The sequence below is a fragment of the Serratia sp. T13T92 genome (assembly GCF_047530105.1).
Taxonomy (GTDB): domain Bacteria; phylum Pseudomonadota; class Gammaproteobacteria; order Enterobacterales; family Enterobacteriaceae; genus Chania; species Chania fonticola.
Window position 1 is genome coordinate 21,512 of the sequence record NZ_JBLJAK010000032.1, and the last position, 15,840, is coordinate 37,351.

Below are 15,840 nucleotides of genomic sequence, written 5' to 3' on the forward strand. Positions count from 1 at the left end.
GTAATTCATTGAATTTAATTTGGTAAATACTGGTTCAACTTTTCGCTGGTGCCTATTTAGGTGCCTAAAAGTTTTTTCACCCCTTTTTGAAGGGAAATAGAAGAGATGTAGGGAAGAGGGCTAACATGATTTAAGTGCTCAACAGCCCGGTAGCTCGTCTGGCTCTGAGAATATCGATCGCGGTCAGAAATGGTGTCTGCTCCTGCCATGTAAACCCTTTGCGGTCAGTGCGAACCAGTTCATAGCGTTCCACCAGGAAATTTACCGCATCAGTAAGCGTTATTCCTGCTTCAATATGTTCCTGAATGACCGCGTCGTTGTGGAATGGCGTGTCGTTAAGCGTCAGACCGTAATGATGATCCAGCAGATACGTTAAAAGTTGCTGCCAGACCTGTACGGGCGACAAGCGTGACGCAACCGGCACCGTGGCCGGTACAGATGAAATGTGCATGAGTTGAGTCCTAATAAAAGAAGAAGTGAGGAGGTGTCACTGGGTTGGATAAATCGAAATGTAAACGTAGCCGCAGCTACCACGGGTATCAGCTATGCAGGTTAAACTCGCAAGCTGAATGGTCACCTGATGTTGCTGGTGTGGATTTAGCTCACCAGAATGCAGCATTGCTTCCAGTTGATCTATAAACAGTGGGAAAGCCTGATCCAGTTTCTGTAATTGCTCCGGGCTAAAGCTCCCCGTCAACCGAGCCCTGTCAGCTAGGTAATGCAGCCGGTTACCTTCCTGAACCAATCTTGCGCCAAATCGTGGGGTGATATTGCTTTGTAAACCCCATTCATGAGGTGGTGTTAATGGCATGAAAACCTCCGTTTAAAGCAACCCCTGCTCAGCAAAAGAAACCACTTCATTCCCAACCACAAGATGATCCAGCACTCGCACTTCGACCAGTGCCAACGCTTTGACGATCTGCTGAGTAACATGTTTGTCCTGCTGGCTGATTTCTGTAGTACCTGACGGATGGTTGTGCGCCAGAATTACTGCAGCGGCGTTGTGGCGCAGAGCCGCTTTCACCAGCTCACGGGGATGTACTTCGGTATGGCTGATGGAGCCTGTAAACAACGCTCCGTGCCCCAGCAGGCAATGTTGGTTATCAAGGTACATCACGAGAAATACCTCCCGCTCCTCGCTAGCCAGTTGTAGCTGTACCCAGCTTTTAGCAACACTGGTGGCGGTAAACTGTTCACCCGGCTGGCGTTGATATTTCTCCAGCAAGCGCAGGGCTCGCCGGATAATGCGCTGCTCGTTTGCCGGGAATACCGGGGATAGATGAAGTGCAGACATATCAGTTCCTTAAAACACTAAGCCCCGTCGGTTTATCGACAGGGCCTGAAGGGAGTGAGGGCAAAAAGATTCATGAAGCAAGCTGCAGCATATTCTCGGCCATCACCCACAGAGCGCGGTTAAGCTTCACATCACCGTCGATACCTTTTACAGCACGAGTGTGGGCTCGTTTGCCTTTGGTCGTTCGCCCTGACAGCCCACCTTTAATCAGGTTTTCCTGAATACGCTGGTAAGTGGTCCACAGGTCATTGTTTTCGTCCTGCCAGCGGCGGGGGGAAAGGATCTGCGATTCCGTTACCGGCTGATGCTCTTCACCAAAGCGATAGGTTAATGCCGCTTTTGCCATTGCCAGTTGGGCCGGTGGCGGTAACAGCAGCGACTGCATGGCATCGCGCTTCTCTTCCACTCGGTCAAATATCCCCAGTACTTCGTAAGCCCCTTCAATGACTTTCTCCACCACATTGCCTTTATGCGGTACGCGCACCTCACCAAAACTCTCACCGCAAATCAGTCCATTTTGGCAAACCGATCTAAATAGCCCTGGCAGCATCTGGTATGAGCTGGAGCCGTCATGGCTGTTAAGCAGAATAATTTCTGGCACCTGCTTGCCGGTGATTTGGCCTTCGCGGCGCAGGCGCAGCATGTGTTTGGTGTGTTCACGCTTGCTCTGGTCCCGCACACGGGTCTGACAGGCAAAGAACGGCTGGAAGCCTTCACGCTGCAGGTTATCGAGCAGGGTAATAGTCGGGATGTAGGTGTACCGGTCGCTGCGTGATTCATGCTTTTCCTCACTAAAGACACTCGGTACATAATGCGCCAGTTCATCACGGGTTAGCGGGCGGTCACGGCGTACAAGATTGACCGCACCAAAGCGGCTGGCTAATCGGGCCATGGTTAGTTCCTTATTCAGAGATTAAAAATGAAAAGGCCATGCTTCCCGAAGAAGGCATGGCCTGATGTGTAGTTAGGGGATTGTGTTAAGTTAAGGTTTGGCAGATGCAAGGCTAAGCCAGTTATGATGTCTTATTCCCAGCAACCGATACCGGCAGTGACTGGTAATACTGTGGGTCGAAAACGGACAGTGGCAGCCTAACCTGATGGCCGTTGCGCTCTTCGGTCGCCTTCATGATTTCAACGGCACTGACGTTTTCAACACATTCATGCTCCAGAAAAGCCTCCTGAGAGCGCGTGGCATCACTGTCACCAAACGCGGCTACCTCCATATTCCCCATCGCCAGTGTGTTGCCACTTTTGTCTTTCAGACGCAGGGAAAGGGTCAGCGGGCCGAAGCCCTCGCCACTGCCGCCGTTATCCAGACGGAACTGGTAGACGCAAACATTGCCTGGCACCCAGACCGTATCCGTGTTGCGGATACTGATATAGCGTTGTTCGTCAGCATAAGCGGATGACAGGTGACACAGCATTAAACCGGCGATGACAGGTAAGGCTTTAACCAATCGGCTCACGGATGGCATGATTTTGCGGTAAGTAGACTTTGCCCATACCCTTGCCGTCGTGAGAGTCGGTATCGCGATCACCTTCTGATAATCCTTTTCCATCGATCTTTGCCTTTAGTGTTTGTTATTAAGAAGAGATCAGCAGTTGCCCGTGCGGCGACACAATTCCGCCAGGCTCTGCTGCGCCACCCATTGCTGCAGTTTTCGGTCTTCTTCCGAACGTTTAGCAGCCAAAACGGCCTGCTGTTGTTTATTCACACAGTTATCCGGCATGACCATAACTACCTGTGGGCTGAATTGCTGCCTGATTTTAGCCAGCTCGTTTTCCACATTCTCGACGCGAGGATAGCCATAGAGAACATTCTGCTCGGCCTCGTCTCTTGCCCAGAATTTGTTATCAATAATGGCGAAATAACATCCATTTCCGTTATTCTCTCCCTGGTAGACCGTTTCAATATCGTTGTAATTACCGCTAAGTGGATTCAATTTCAGCTGACGGATGGTGTGAGCTTTCTTGTCAGCCAGGAAAATTGCACCGCCGCCACGGACACGTAGCAGAAACTGTTTCGTCCACGGGTAGTTATCAATCACGCTGGCTTGATAGAGCATGTTGTGCAGCTTATTGTCATCCATGCCATCGGCGGATTTCCAACCGTCAGCCTGCATGTATTGCCAGGCTTTGACTGTGCCGACGGTGTTTCCAGCGTCAGCCGGAAAAACAGCACCAAGGCAAAAACTGGCGGCCAGCACTGTAGTGGTAAGCAATTTCATTGTGATTATTCCTTCTGAGGTATAAGCCCGTCGTCAGTTGTGACAAGCAATGAATGGAAAAAGCGAAAGTGGGGTAAAGCCTGAAGAAAATCCGGGTGAGATAGGATGTCGCGCATCGCTATATCTGGAGCGAAGCTGCCGTTATGGAGCGTGACCGCCCGAATATCGGTCAGGGGAAAAACGGCAATCCGGGCCTGATGCTCACCCGTCAGATACCATTCTCCCTCACGCAGAACCAAGCGATAGGGAGCAAGGTCTGTGCAGCGACAACCGCTTCCTAGTAGCGTCACCTTCCGGTGTTCCGATACTGCGCTCACCAGTCGTGTGAACACGCCCAAGTCTGGGGATGACGCTTGGGCCACTCCCTGCCAGATAAGGCAGGGAGACTCACCAGGACCGCTCAACAGTGAAGCGACCAGATGGTTATCCATACCAGGAAACAGTGCTTCAACGCCCGACTGGCGGGCAAATGTCATCACAGCCAGCTCTCTCTGGCGGCCGCCGGACAGCAAGCGACACTGACCCTTGCGATACTCTAGATCCAGATACATCAGCCGTTCCCGAAAGTCCCGGCGCAGGGTACGAACCGACACGCCAAATTCAGTTGCCAACGTTCGCAAATCTAGCGTTTCGCCCGCCACCAGACGGCTGATAATTAACGACAGCCTGACGGCAAGCCGGTCATGACGGCGTTCAGCCTGAGTCATGAGACAGGTTCTCCAGTGAGATAATTAGCTGAAAATAAAACAGTTATTTTAACGAGAGGCAGGGACAGGGAATGGACACAAGAAGACGTATTTTTTACTGTTGCCGAAATCAACTGTGACGGGGCTTAGAGAGAAAACATACCAAATTCGGTAGCTTATAAAACGTCATAACGGACAGGGTATGTCCCGAAGATAACGGCAGGTGCCCCAGCTCAGAAGAAAATCCAGTCCCAAACGGCACGGGCAACGGATACCACGGCCTCGCGGACGGTACGAATGATCGCTTTTAGTGGCGCGGGAATAAATGATGCCGCTTCAGCAGAATCAAACACCTCTCCCACCGCATAGCCAAAGCCCTCACGCGCCTGCTTTTTTACCGGTGCACTGCATAACCTCCCGTGCAATTGCGTCGCCAGAGGGCTGGTGGCACGGTCAGGCAGGCAACGCATCATGGTTTCGACCATTGACGGTAGATTCCATTCTGTCCTTGTTGAAACGGCGCACACCGGATGGTTCGGTGAAAACAGTTGGCGAATGGAGTCCAGCTTGGCCTCAATATTCACCAACTGGTGCTGTGATGGCGTATTGCCGGTGACATACCATTCATGGCTGGGTTCGATTTTGTCAGCCTGGTTAACGACAAACAGTATCCGCTGTTGGTAGTCAGTCATCACACGCCGGTAGAAACGTTCATCGATGGAGAAAGCACGATCATCGGCTTTGATAACCCACAGGATTAAATCCAGCTCAGGGAGAATACGGCGGTACAGAGATTCATATTCGCTGTCCCGCTGTTCACTCTCACCTACACCGGGTAGGTCAACCAATATCAGGCTATGCTCACCACTGCTCAGCCGCAATCGCAGTACGTCACGGGTGCAGGCATCGACATCACTGACGGGAGTGACCTCACCTTGGAACAGCGCATTGCAGAGCGATGATTTTCCCGCACCTGTTTTGCCCATGATCCCGATGACCGGTTCGTAGTGAGTGAGCTTTTGAATATGGTCAAGAATATGTTTTCCAATGACATGGGGGAGTGACGCCAGTGGCTTTTCGATGGCCTGCAGACCTTCTGATTTCTTCATGAAACAACCTCAGACAGAAAAACAAAACCCCCGAGCCAGGAAGGCTTCGGGGGTGATTCACTGGGATAATATCTGTCTGAAATTATTTGGAGTACTAGTCAAATACCAATGGCTTCGGTTATGACGATTTTCGAGCGTCTGGCTGACAGATTGGTCTGTACAAAAAATGAACATTAAAAGCATGCCGCTCGACAAATACTAATGCTTTATTGCTGGCATCAGTTTACTGAACGGCGATCCTCTATAATGCTTCGCCTACGGGATGACGTTCCCGCCAGTATGTGCATGTCTACCGTTAATGCCTCTATTTAACCTCAGGCAAAAGATTTCGAAGCGAAGCTCCTCTTCTTTTCCGATTAGATCCCGAACAATATCCTCAAAGTCCGCGGGTGAGTGATTTCTGAAGTCGTAACTCATGTAGCGACTGTGTTCGCAATATCAGTGTTGCTAGTACTCGAACCAATCTGATGGACATGAATACGCTTGTGAATATGTTGGTGATTCACGTAATACTTGTGCAAATTGCGCGTCTTGTTGGACCGATAATGAAAATCACGCTCTCCCCACATAAGCCATACCAATACCTTACCGGATTGCATCAAGTAGCGGTCAAGTAGATCACGACGTAGATAGCTGACAGAGCCACTGACGTCCGAACCATATTCGCCAACTTTGCGGTAAAGTGATGCCACACCTGTAGCATCATGCAAATCCCATTTATTTGCACGGTACCTGAGATTCAAAGCCTCACAAAGTTGCTTTGAGGGCAGGCTTGCACCACTGCTTTGGTTCTCCAAGCTATGGTAACTCTCCCAGTTGTAGTCCTGCACTGTGATATCTACCGCAACGCCATTGCCTGACCATCTCTCTGCGGACACCAAATTTTCATCGCTATCATCCTCTTGTTCATTTGCGACTAGCAGCCCCGGAATCGACGAGAAAGGCATCTCACCCGCATAGGTGTAATAGTAGCCAGGAGCATCAGGGATGGCACTATTGCCAGGGTATTCAAGATCAGTGAACAACCTACATAGATTGTCAACTTCTTGGCTATCTACTAATACTCCTCGCAGGAAAGTGAAAATCTGTCGGTCATCCGAGGTAGCATTTTGCTCAACAAAACCATCAAGTAGGATCCATGGCCCCGTCAGACCATCAATCTCCGTAATCTCAAGGATGCTACGGTAGTCAGGTAGCGGACCTCCCACGATCCAGTCACCATCATCCACAGACTGATCGTTAAATAAGACTGGGAGTGACAAACCAATACTCTCTGCCTCTAGTGGAAATGTTGGGTCGATATCAGCATCTGATGGGCGAGCACTGCGGTCTTCGGAAAGGAGGCCCTGTGCGTATCGTATTCCCCACATCTCGAAGTAAGCTATCCAGCCGTACTTTTTGCCATATCGATCGATTTTGTGCTTGTCATCTCCCATACGAGAACCGGAGTACATTTGCCGATCAACAGCTTCAAACTGCTCAGGGTCATAACCAAGCATCAGCATTCGCGAAACAATTGCCGACAGCACCCGTTGATATTCTGGGTTGCTATCATCGTAGTTCCAGCGATCTGGAATAAGTCTCCCTATCGTGTAGTTGCCGAAGTCCATTTGAATCGCTGCGTCTTTTGCACGTTCGATCACTGCCAAGTCGTAATGCGGCAAGACATCAAACGGATTAGGCAGATGGCTAAACGGAGGAAGCAGGTTCTTTGCCTCGTCCTCAGACAAGCAAGCCGGATCAACCATCCTTGCGATGGCAATGGTTCCCAGGCAGTACTGCTGATATAGGGCATGCCAAGTAGGATGCGACCCGCCAGGTGCGAACATCGATTCATAGATCTCACGAGCAACTTGGGGTAGTGCTTCACGCATCTCCACCGCATTCATATCCGACCAAGTGGTCAAAGCCGCACCGTAGGCTGCGGCGAACATTCGCTCGGGGACATATTGGTCTGAAACGGCAATCGACTCGACAGCCAGCCCGAAAAACTCTCCTGGCCGCTTGATTGCGAATTCATACAAGGTCTTGGTGGCCAAGTCGCGCAGGCTTCGGATCGTTGAAGTCAACGTCCACATCACCCATCGTGCCCGACGAGTATCTCGCTCGTCTAGAACACTCGATTTCCATCGGGACGACAGGAAATTAAAGTCATCTTCAATTTCCTTAGGTCTCTCTCTAACCCACTCAGACCAGAACAGGTCTCGCTGCGTATTTGGCATGGCCAAGAGCACGCCATGTGTGAAATCCATGTCAAACGGATGCGCTCTTGCTGCCCTGGTGCTCCGAAGTCTCTTGAAAGCTAATCGTGCAAACGGCTTTGATTCCTGCATCGCGCATGCAAACCGTTCAACCGTTTCCCGACTGATGTGACGTGGGTCCGATTGTGCCGTCAACAACAGGGCGTTCATGATTAGATTCTCGTCTAGCAAGTCTTGCCAAAGCGAGCGGCGGCCACGATGTTGCGGATAGAGGCCCACCAAAGCCCGAAACACGTCATAGGCAAAAGTGTGCGACCCAGACTCACGGAATTGAAACTGCGCGAGTCCCTCGTTGCTTTTCAGCCAATGCACCAAGTCAAGTTTAGCAAGCAGGTGATGCGCCATCATATGTCCGGCCATCAGGTCGTATGAAAACCCGATGCCCTGGACGCCTTCTCCTGAAGTCGTTCGAACGAGTATGCCTTCGGACTCCAGCGCGCGAATGATGCTGACGTCCCAACGGCCTACGTCTCCAACTGCCGCCCGTGCCGTTTGGAACTCCACGCTTCTCGCGTTGCCATCCCAAAGGAGCCCCGCGATCGTCAGTAGTACATCTTGCACTTCTTCCTGATAGATACGATGCGCCGCCGGTGAAAGCTCAGCAATTCGTGCAGCTACCTTGTCGAAGTGCGCATCGAATAGGCTTGTAAGCGAACTGGGCAGCGCCTCCACCCCGACAAGGTGCTGGCGCCGAGGGTTCGCCACCTCACAGAAGATTTTCAGCGTCAATGGGTGCTGCAAGAACTCGATTGGCAGATCCGCGTCAGTGGCATCGATCCTGTAGTACTCAAAGTACTTCTCAATGGCCTGCTGCGGGGCTTCTTGGAATCCGTTGTGCTCAACTAGAGGAAAGTCCTCTGGCAGGCACATCGGCGCGAACTCATTACGTAGAGTGACAACCAGCAGGACATACGGAAAGCCCTCCAGAAGCTCTTGCGCTCGGGAGAGTTCATCTCTCCAGTTTCTTGGGTCTTCTGCTTCATTCAGACCGTCAATGACTATAGGGATGCGCTTGCCTGCGCGTTGACCTGCCGCATCAACGGCCTCAACCAATCGGTCGAAGCTTTCCGCAGGTCTGCCAGATATTTTGAAAGCAGACACAAGATCATCAAGACCCTGGCCTGCGTGAAGGTTCTTGCCCAGTAGCAAGATACCACCGGGGAAATCTCCATCTGGCTCCGTCACCTTAACGGCAAGCTCGGATTTTCCTTCTCCTGCAGCTGCAAGAACGGCTACGGCTCGAACGCTGATCGACTGTTCCAGACTGAGCATCACCGATGAAAGTACATGGATATCCGCAACCAGATTTGCGGTTAAGGGTGCTCCATCTGAACGAGCTCCTCGCAACTTCGAGAGTAGCCTGTCATAGCGCACCGGTTTAGGAGGATTAGCAGCCAGCATATTTTTTATGGCGTCGAAGTCACCGCTACCGAGTGCTGTGTTTAGGTCATCTAACAGATCAGCCGATTCGTTGGCTCTAGCCAAGAGTGAGTCAACTTCGACTTTGAGTTCAGCTTTGAGTTGACATGTTAATGAAGCAATATCCGAGCAATTTATCTTAAGGGAACTGGCGAGCGTCTCTAACGATTTCCATACACTTTGGGCACCCAAATGCCTAAGAACCTTCTCCTCGGCTGCAACGGCAACATGAACTTCTGGTTGGTAACGGCGTTTGAACGGAGCTGCAGCGAGCTTATGCTGCTCAGCAAGTAGCGCTGGTGTCAGAACAAGCTCACCGAAGTAAGTCTCTCGAAATAGTGCTCCAGGTCCGACGAGAAGTTCCTCTATATCCTCAGCAGTCAGCAGCTCCAACTTAAGTTCAGGGAAACTATCTTTCTCCAGTGCGAAAAACCACTCTTGGTCATCTTTTGTCAGGGTGTGGCGTGTCCAAAGTTTCCAATTAGTTACACCCGGGACATATTTGCGCGTCTTCTCGATCCCCTCGACGATTATCTTGCGGCGTTGGGCTCCCAAACCTTGTCCATTTGCCAGTTCATACCATTTGCATTGCCATCCAATCCAGCGCGGTGGTGTTCCGAGAGCACAAGATTCGGTCAACTCAAGGTGGAATTCTACGCCTGGCTGGTTTGCGAGTTGCTTGAAGCGCCCGAAACATCCGTAATGTCGACGCACCAAAGCACGGCAAAGTTTCTCAAAATTTTCATCTGCTGCACCGGGTAGGTTGCTGAATACATCCCAATTTGCTTCAGGCATCGGCATTTCCCTATTAGTTTGCGTCGTCGGAATCGGACGGATAGTCATGCGCTGAGAAAACTTCAACCTTTGCCCCGGCTTCGATAAACAGTTTCACGAACGCGGATACCTCTGCCTCATCAGTTGTTATTGTTATTCTATCGCCTTCACGACTTAGATGATGATCCGACACGAATTGGCTAAGATCAGTTGGTCCTAACGTGTTGAGTTTTAAACTGCAAAGTAACGAGAGCATCTCGTCTGAAAACCGTTGATTCTTTGGCTCATCAAAAGGGATGGAGTAACAATCATCTTTCTCAGCTTGAGTTCTGAGCTTGCTGATATCCTTCTCGATCTTCTTTGCATCTTGCTCTTGCTTGAATTTTCCGATGAGAACTAAGTTCATCGAATGCTCAGAACCATATCCGTTCCAAATTTTCATTACTGTGCCCCTTATTTAATCTCTAAGGTATTTCGAAGTCGTTTAAGTGCTGACAGAACACCGGTTTCGCCAATATCCATACCTGTGGTTGAATAAGAACTCGTACGCAATATGCCGGAAGCATCTATGTGTGCGTAGGCTTGAAGGCCTATCTCATTAGGAAGAGGATCGCATATGGGTAGTCCTGACGCTCCCACTTCACTTACTGCAAGTCGAACCTCTCCTCTATAGTTAGAGACCCAGTTCTTAAGCTCTCGGCCGACCACTTCATCCATACTTGCGACCGCGTTAGTTGCTTGTTGAGGCAACAACAGCAATTCACTAGCTCCAAACTGTTGCGCCAGCTCAGTTACTGCATCAAGCTCAAAGACTGTACGTTCGTTTATCACGACGTTGATTCCAAAGGGCGACAATTTTGCAATCGATTCAATTCCCTTAAGTAAGTTGGTAAACGGTTTTCCGCGCAGTTTTTCATAGGTACGGCCTGTCCCGTCAACGCTAATACGGGCGAAGTGAATCGAACCTTTGAGGTGTTTAACTAATTGTTGCGACAAACGATGACCATGGGTCGTGAATGTCACGGCAAGCTGAGTTTCCCCCGCAGCCCGTTTGCATATTTCGACGAAATCTGGATGGATAGTTGGTTCCCCTCCGCCAAATCCGATGCCGAGGCATCCTTCAGTATCCAACTCCTTCAACCAGCCAAGCACTTGGTCAGTATGCAGCAATGCCTTGTGCTTGGGTGCAAAACAGTGCGTACAGTGGAGATCACAAAGGTTAGTGAGTGCTACTGAAACTTGACGAGGAGACATCGACCAAACCGTCTCCTGAGGGTGCAACTCGTCTAAGAGGACGTTCAGACCTGTATTTCGATCGAAGAAATGCACTCCGTTTGGCCCGATTCTGGACTTCATAACACAAAGTTCCCCGCTGACTAAAATCCACAAAAGTAATAGTATTTAACATCATAGCGAGAAATCCTTTTAAAAGGATTGCGTAAGGTCTACTTTTCGCTCTCACAGACCTTCAGCGTCACGCGCTTATCTGCTGTATGCCAGAAGCAGGCATGGCTAATGCTAGAGTTTCTTAATCACTGGCCAGCTTAAGTGACACGAATAATCCTCTATAGCCAATACCGGCAAACTTAACGAGCAAAATTCCTCGCATATGCCACAAGATTGAGGGGTAGATCAAGAAACGAGCAGATAAAACAGTAAGGTAGGTATCCCTGTTTAGATCCTTGTTCATTGAGAGCGTAATATATTTTTTGCGCTGTATATTTTCTTCATGGATGTCTTTTGCGATCACGCTGCAGATGAAGAAAATGAGAATTAAGGAGCAGATCCGTGACCAGAATTTGCAAAGTCGAGATCCAGAATTTCCGAACTATCCGCTTATTGAACTGGCAACCTTCACCAGGCCTCAACTGCCTGATTGGCCCAGGAGACAGCGGCAAGACCACTATTCTCGATGCGATTGACCTTTGCCTTGGTGCCCGCCGCAATATCAGTTTCGCCGATACTGATTTTTATGGGCTGGATGTCACCCGGCCCATCAGCATCACGCTGACGCTTGGCTCGTTGCCCGATGCTCTGCTGCGCTTAGATTCGTACGGAAATTATTTACAGGCCTTCAACCGCGCAAACGGGTTGGTCACCGAAGAACCTGAGCAGGGTCTGGAAACGGTTCTTTGCTTACGTTTGACGGTGGATAGCGAACTGGAGCCTGTCTGGTCGTTGGTATCACAGCGCGCTCAGGCACAAGGGCAGGAGCGCAACATTGCCTGGAAGGATCGGTTGCTGTTAGCACCAGCCCGGCTCGGGACTTATGCCAGCTCCAACCTGTCATGGACACGCGGTTCGGTACTCAATCGCCTGACCGAGGAACGTCCAAACCTTGGTGCTGAATTGGCCAATGCAGCACGCCAGGCCCGAACCAGTTTCGGCGGCCAGGCCGGAGTACAGTTGGCTGCAACACTGCAAATCGTGACTCAGAAAGCCAATGAACTTGGCGTGCCTGTCGGTGGTAGTACTCAGGCATTACTGGACGCGCACGCGGTATCCATCGGAGACGGTGCCATTGCGCTGCACGATTCGACAGGTGTGCCCTTGCGCTCACTGGGCACAGGTTCATCCCGTCTACTCGTCGCAGGTATGCAGCGTGCAGCAGCACAGCAGACGTCTGTCGCTTTGGTCGATGAAGTGGAGTACGGACTGGAGCCGCATCGCCTTACCCGATTGTTGAATTCCCTTGGTGCGAAGGAAAATCCCCAACCCCTTCAGGTATTTCTGACCACCCATTCCCCGGTCGCTGTTCGCGAGCTTAACGGCAATCAGCTCTTCGTGGTACGCAAGTCTCCGGATGGTGCACATCAGGTTCTCCAGGTAGGTGTCGCTGATGATATTCAAAGCACCGTCAGGGCTGATCCGGAAGCTTTTCTCGCCCGAAGCGTCATTGTCTGCGAAGGCGCCAGTGAGGTCGGCCTGATCCGTGGCCTGGACCATTTCTGGACGAACATAAACGGACAGTCAATGCTGGCCGCAGGGACTGCGTTTGTGAATGTCGGCGGCGGAGAGCCGGACCGGTGTTTTGTTCGCGGGCTCGCATTGCGCCGGCTTGGCTACCGGGTGCTGGTCATGGTTGATGCGGATAAGCCGCCCACTGGGGCGACCGTACAGGCCTACGTGGATGCTGGTGGGGAGTACATCACTTGGCGAGAAGGACGTGCTCTGGAGGACGAACTGTTTCTGAGTCTGCCGGATGCGGGTGTGGATGCTCTGCTTCAGCGAGCCATAGACCTTGTGGAAGAAGATCTGGTGGCTGCGCATATCCAGACTCAGTCAAACGGACAACTGGCTCTCGCCCAAATCCGGCTGCAGCGACAACAGCTAGGTATGCCATATCCCCTCGCAACGCGACAGCTACTGGGGCTGGCAGCGCGTAATCGTAAAAACGGTTGGTTTAAATCGGTCACCAAATTCGAGGATGTGGCACGCGATATTCTTGGTCCCTATAGCCAAATCTCAGAGCCAGAATTTGTCGCTCTGATCAATCGCCTCTACCGGTGGGCTCATGCCGCCTGAGTACAATTTATTCGCTTTTCGTCGAGGCGCGATCACGGCCCCTGCTGGTTGTGGTAAGACGCAACTCATCGCCGATACGCTGACCCAGCATACCGGAACAACGCCGGTACTCATCCTCACTCATACCAACGCTGGTGTCACAACACTGCGTCTGCGCATGCAAAAAGCCGGAGTGCCAGCTTCGGCTTACCACATTGCCACAATTGATGGTTTTTCCATGCGGCTGGTGGCGATGTTTCCGCAGCGAAGTACTGTTGCCGCTGCGGTCCTCCTACTCCGGAACCCCGGAGCCGACTACCCGGCAATACGCCTGGCTGCCAGGCATTTACTCCAAAGCGGACACCTCAATGAGGTCCTCGCAGCAAGTTATGCCCATCTGATTGTCGATGAGTATCAGGACTGCAATCTAGTGCAGCACGATCTGGTGACAGCACTTTCCGTGGTACTTCCCACCTGCGTTCTTGGCGACCCGATGCAGGCTATCTTCGGCTTTCGCGGTAATCAACTGGTGGACTGGAATACCCACGTGCTTCCGCATTTTCCTGCTATCGGCGAGCTGAATCAGCCCTGGCGCTGGACGAACGCAGGCAAGCCCGAATTTGGTCAGTGGCTTCTGGAGTGTCGGCGAATACTCCTGGCAGGAGGTGGCATTGATTTGCGCCAGGCGCCGGCCGAAGTCGTCTGGGTCGAGTTGCAGCCGGCTACTGCCATTAAGCAACGGCTCATCGCTGCGTTAACACAGGCTGTTACGCGGGAGGGAGACGTGCTGGTGATTGGCGACAGTCGCAATCCTCGTGGCCGCCGGCAAATCGCCAGTCAGACACCGGGAGCGACTGCGGTAGAGCCCGTCGACCTTGCCGACCTAACGCTGTTTGGAACGACATTTAACCTGCAGGCTACCGACGCACTGACTCGTCTGGTGGAGTTTGCCGCGGAGGTGATGACGCAGGTCGGTGTAGCTGCATTGCAACACCGATTGGGAAGCTTAAGCCGGGGGACTGCACACAATCCTGCTACTGAGGCAGAAGCCGCACTGCTCGCTTTCACGAATGCACCAAGCTTCCCCTTGGCCGCCGAGGCTCTACGCGCGTTGACCAGGCAAAACAATGCCCGGGTCTATCGTCCGGATGTTTTGTATTGCTGTCTGCGCGCGATGCAAATGGCTGGAGGAGGCAACTGCAGTTTTGCCGATGCCACGGTGCGGGAGCGCGAACGAAACCGCCACGAAAGCCGGCCCCTTGCGCGCCGTGCGATTGGCAGCACCCTGTTGCTGAAGGGACTGGAAGCGGAGGTGGCCGTCATAACCGCCCCTGAAGAGATGGATGCCCGGCATCTCTACGTAGCTTTCACGCGTGGCTCGAAAAAGCTGGTTGTCTGCTCGTTGACTCCCATATTGATGGCCCGCTAATGTCGACGTAAACCGCTCTGCCTGCTTCGACGGAGTACTGACTCTTTAAGGAACTAAGTGTGATAAACAAAAAAGTACTTTCTCTCAAAAAGGATGTGACTGATAGCGGCAATATGTCTCCCGCAGAGGTGACTGAGTTGATCGACACTCATTCTGAAGATATAGAGCATTTTGCTGCGTTAAAAATGTTCGAGTACCTGGATGAAGCTAAAGGGGAAGTATTAAAGGAACATTACGAAAACTTAGAGGCATTTAGAGAGAGGCTATTTACAACTTGGGAGTCCCCTATAAAGCGGCTGGATGCATTAATTTATGGCTGTACTGAAATCAGTGATGAGGTAAACAGCGAGTATCGCACTAGTCCTGACATAAGGTCCGCAAAGCTGAACATAGCTACCCGACTGCATGCACGTGCAGTCCAGGTTTCCTGCGAGATATCTCACCTTCTAAAAGGTGGATTTGCAGACGGTGCGATGGCCCGCTGGAGAACGCTCCACGAAACCACAGCGATATTGATATTTATCGCAGAAGGCGACGAAGACCTGGCGATAAGATTCACGGATTTTCAGAGCGTACATAGGCGAAAAGCTGCTAATCGCTATAATAAATATAGTGAAGAGTTGGGTTTTACTTCCTTCTCCTCAGAAGATTTAAGTCGGTTTGATCTTGAAAGAAATAACATCGTTGGTAAGTATGAAGCGGGATTCGGCAATGAATTCGGTTGGGCCGCAAAAGCTTTAGGAAAAGAACCCGGTGCAAGAACAAGGATTCACTTTAGCGATATTGAAGAGTTTGTCGAGCTGGACTTTTTGCGACCTCACTATGGGTTTGCCAACCAATATATTCATGCAGGAATTGACAGCATTGGCTTCAAGCTCGGTACATCGCTTTCAAACAAAGATCTCTTGCTGTGTGGGCCATCCAATGAAGGGCTGTTAGAGCCGATTCAGTGCACCAGCTTGTCTTTGATACAGGCCACTCAGGCGATAATCGCTGTTTCACCAGGCGATCAACGTCTGCTCTACAGCGCTGCACTCTGGTTGTGGCATGAGAAGTTGAAAGAAGAAGTTGTCGCCGCATCAGATGCACTCAAGAAGAAAGGCGAAGCAGATATTTTTGAATAAAATTCAGTGAGT

Annotated in this window: 14 protein-coding genes; 3 read left to right on the forward strand and 11 right to left on the reverse strand. The window is 51.2% G+C overall.

All coding sequences use genetic code 11. From position 1 onward, the window contains the following. Positions 1–130 precede the first annotated feature (130 nt). The 11 genes from ACMV5I_RS21995 to ACMV5I_RS22045 form a co-directional block, all read right to left on the reverse strand. Positions 131–451, reverse strand: a complete 321-nt coding sequence (locus ACMV5I_RS21995) for a TA system toxin CbtA family protein (RefSeq protein WP_414825258.1) — start codon at positions 449–451, stop codon at positions 131–133. Positions 452–487: 36 nt separating this feature from the next. Then, entirely contained in the window at positions 488–811 is a 324-nt protein-coding gene (locus tag ACMV5I_RS22000) for a type IV toxin-antitoxin system YeeU family antitoxin (protein ID WP_414825259.1), read from the reverse strand. A gap of 12 nt (positions 812–823) precedes the next feature. Further along, positions 824–1,294 (reverse strand): JAB domain-containing protein, encoded by a 471-nt coding sequence (locus tag ACMV5I_RS22005; protein ID WP_414825260.1) that lies wholly within the window; start codon positions 1,292–1,294, stop codon positions 824–826. Positions 1,295–1,364: 70 nt separating this feature from the next. Continuing rightward, complete coding sequence (locus ACMV5I_RS22010; RefSeq protein ID WP_414825261.1) at positions 1,365–2,186, reverse strand: DUF932 domain-containing protein; 822 nt, start codon at positions 2,184–2,186, stop codon at positions 1,365–1,367. 121 nt (positions 2,187–2,307) lie between these two features. Further along, complete coding sequence (locus ACMV5I_RS22015) at positions 2,308–2,769, reverse strand: IrmA family protein (RefSeq protein ID WP_414825277.1); 462 nt, start codon at positions 2,767–2,769, stop codon at positions 2,308–2,310. Between the two features lie 120 nt (positions 2,770–2,889). After that, a complete protein-coding gene (locus ACMV5I_RS22020; RefSeq protein WP_414825262.1) occupies positions 2,890–3,522 on the reverse strand; it encodes a hypothetical protein in 633 nt (210 codons plus the stop codon). A 5-nt stretch (positions 3,523–3,527) separates the two neighbouring features. After that, positions 3,528–4,229 carry a WYL domain-containing protein gene (locus tag ACMV5I_RS22025; RefSeq protein ID WP_042526032.1) on the reverse strand — a complete coding sequence of 234 codons (702 nt, stop codon included), beginning with the start codon at positions 4,227–4,229 and terminating at the stop codon, positions 3,528–3,530. 212 nt (positions 4,230–4,441) lie between these two features. Then, positions 4,442–5,317, reverse strand: a complete 876-nt coding sequence (locus tag ACMV5I_RS22030) for a GTPase family protein (RefSeq protein ID WP_414825263.1) — start codon at positions 5,315–5,317, stop codon at positions 4,442–4,444. Positions 5,318–5,730: 413 nt separating this feature from the next. Further along, positions 5,731–9,792, reverse strand: a complete 4,062-nt coding sequence (locus ACMV5I_RS22035) for a hypothetical protein (protein WP_414825264.1) — start codon at positions 9,790–9,792, stop codon at positions 5,731–5,733. 13 nt (positions 9,793–9,805) lie between these two features. Continuing rightward, entirely contained in the window at positions 9,806–10,213 is a 408-nt protein-coding gene (locus ACMV5I_RS22040) for a DUF6375 family protein (protein ID WP_414825265.1), read from the reverse strand. A gap of 11 nt (positions 10,214–10,224) precedes the next feature. Then, complete coding sequence (locus ACMV5I_RS22045) at positions 10,225–11,025, reverse strand: radical SAM protein (protein ID WP_414825266.1); 801 nt, start codon at positions 11,023–11,025, stop codon at positions 10,225–10,227. Between the two features lie 534 nt (positions 11,026–11,559). On the opposite strand from ACMV5I_RS22045, the gene ACMV5I_RS22050 reads away from it, so the two are divergent. Genes ACMV5I_RS22050 through ACMV5I_RS22060 form a run of 3 tightly spaced genes read left to right on the forward strand, consistent with a single transcriptional unit; the run spans position 11,560 to position 15,828 of the window. Further along, a complete protein-coding gene (locus tag ACMV5I_RS22050; RefSeq protein ID WP_414825267.1) occupies positions 11,560–13,296 on the forward strand; it encodes an ATP-dependent nuclease in 1,737 nt (578 codons plus the stop codon). After that, complete coding sequence (locus tag ACMV5I_RS22055; protein ID WP_414825268.1) at positions 13,286–14,704, forward strand: UvrD-helicase domain-containing protein; 1,419 nt, start codon at positions 13,286–13,288, stop codon at positions 14,702–14,704. The genes ACMV5I_RS22050 and ACMV5I_RS22055 overlap by 11 nt, the downstream gene beginning before the upstream one ends. 59 nt (positions 14,705–14,763) lie before the next feature. Further along, entirely contained in the window at positions 14,764–15,828 is a 1,065-nt protein-coding gene (locus ACMV5I_RS22060; RefSeq protein ID WP_414825269.1) for a DUF5677 domain-containing protein, read from the forward strand. Positions 15,829–15,840 lie beyond the last annotated feature (12 nt).

Coding starts and splice junctions, on each gene's coding strand:
- ACMV5I_RS21995 (WP_414825258.1), bottom strand. CDS start 451: ATGCACATTTCATCTGTACCGGCCACGGTGCCGGTTGCGTCACGCTTG.
- ACMV5I_RS22000 (WP_414825259.1), bottom strand. CDS start 811: ATGCCATTAACACCACCTCATGAATGGGGTTTACAAAGCAATATCACC.
- ACMV5I_RS22005 (WP_414825260.1), bottom strand. CDS start 1,294: ATGTCTGCACTTCATCTATCCCCGGTATTCCCGGCAAACGAGCAGCGC.
- ACMV5I_RS22010 (WP_414825261.1), bottom strand. CDS start 2,186: ATGGCCCGATTAGCCAGCCGCTTTGGTGCGGTCAATCTTGTACGCCGT.
- ACMV5I_RS22015 (WP_414825277.1), bottom strand. CDS start 2,769: ATGCCATCCGTGAGCCGATTGGTTAAAGCCTTACCTGTCATCGCCGGT.
- ACMV5I_RS22020 (WP_414825262.1), bottom strand. CDS start 3,522: ATGAAATTGCTTACCACTACAGTGCTGGCCGCCAGTTTTTGCCTTGGT.
- ACMV5I_RS22025 (WP_042526032.1), bottom strand. CDS start 4,229: ATGACTCAGGCTGAACGCCGTCATGACCGGCTTGCCGTCAGGCTGTCG.
- ACMV5I_RS22030 (WP_414825263.1), bottom strand. CDS start 5,317: ATGAAGAAATCAGAAGGTCTGCAGGCCATCGAAAAGCCACTGGCGTCA.
- ACMV5I_RS22035 (WP_414825264.1), bottom strand. CDS start 9,792: ATGCCTGAAGCAAATTGGGATGTATTCAGCAACCTACCCGGTGCAGCA.
- ACMV5I_RS22040 (WP_414825265.1), bottom strand. CDS start 10,213: ATGAAAATTTGGAACGGATATGGTTCTGAGCATTCGATGAACTTAGTT.
- ACMV5I_RS22045 (WP_414825266.1), bottom strand. CDS start 11,025: ATGTCTCCTCGTCAAGTTTCAGTAGCACTCACTAACCTTTGTGATCTC.
- ACMV5I_RS22055 (WP_414825268.1), top strand. CDS start 13,286: ATGCCGCCTGAGTACAATTTATTCGCTTTTCGTCGAGGCGCGATCACG.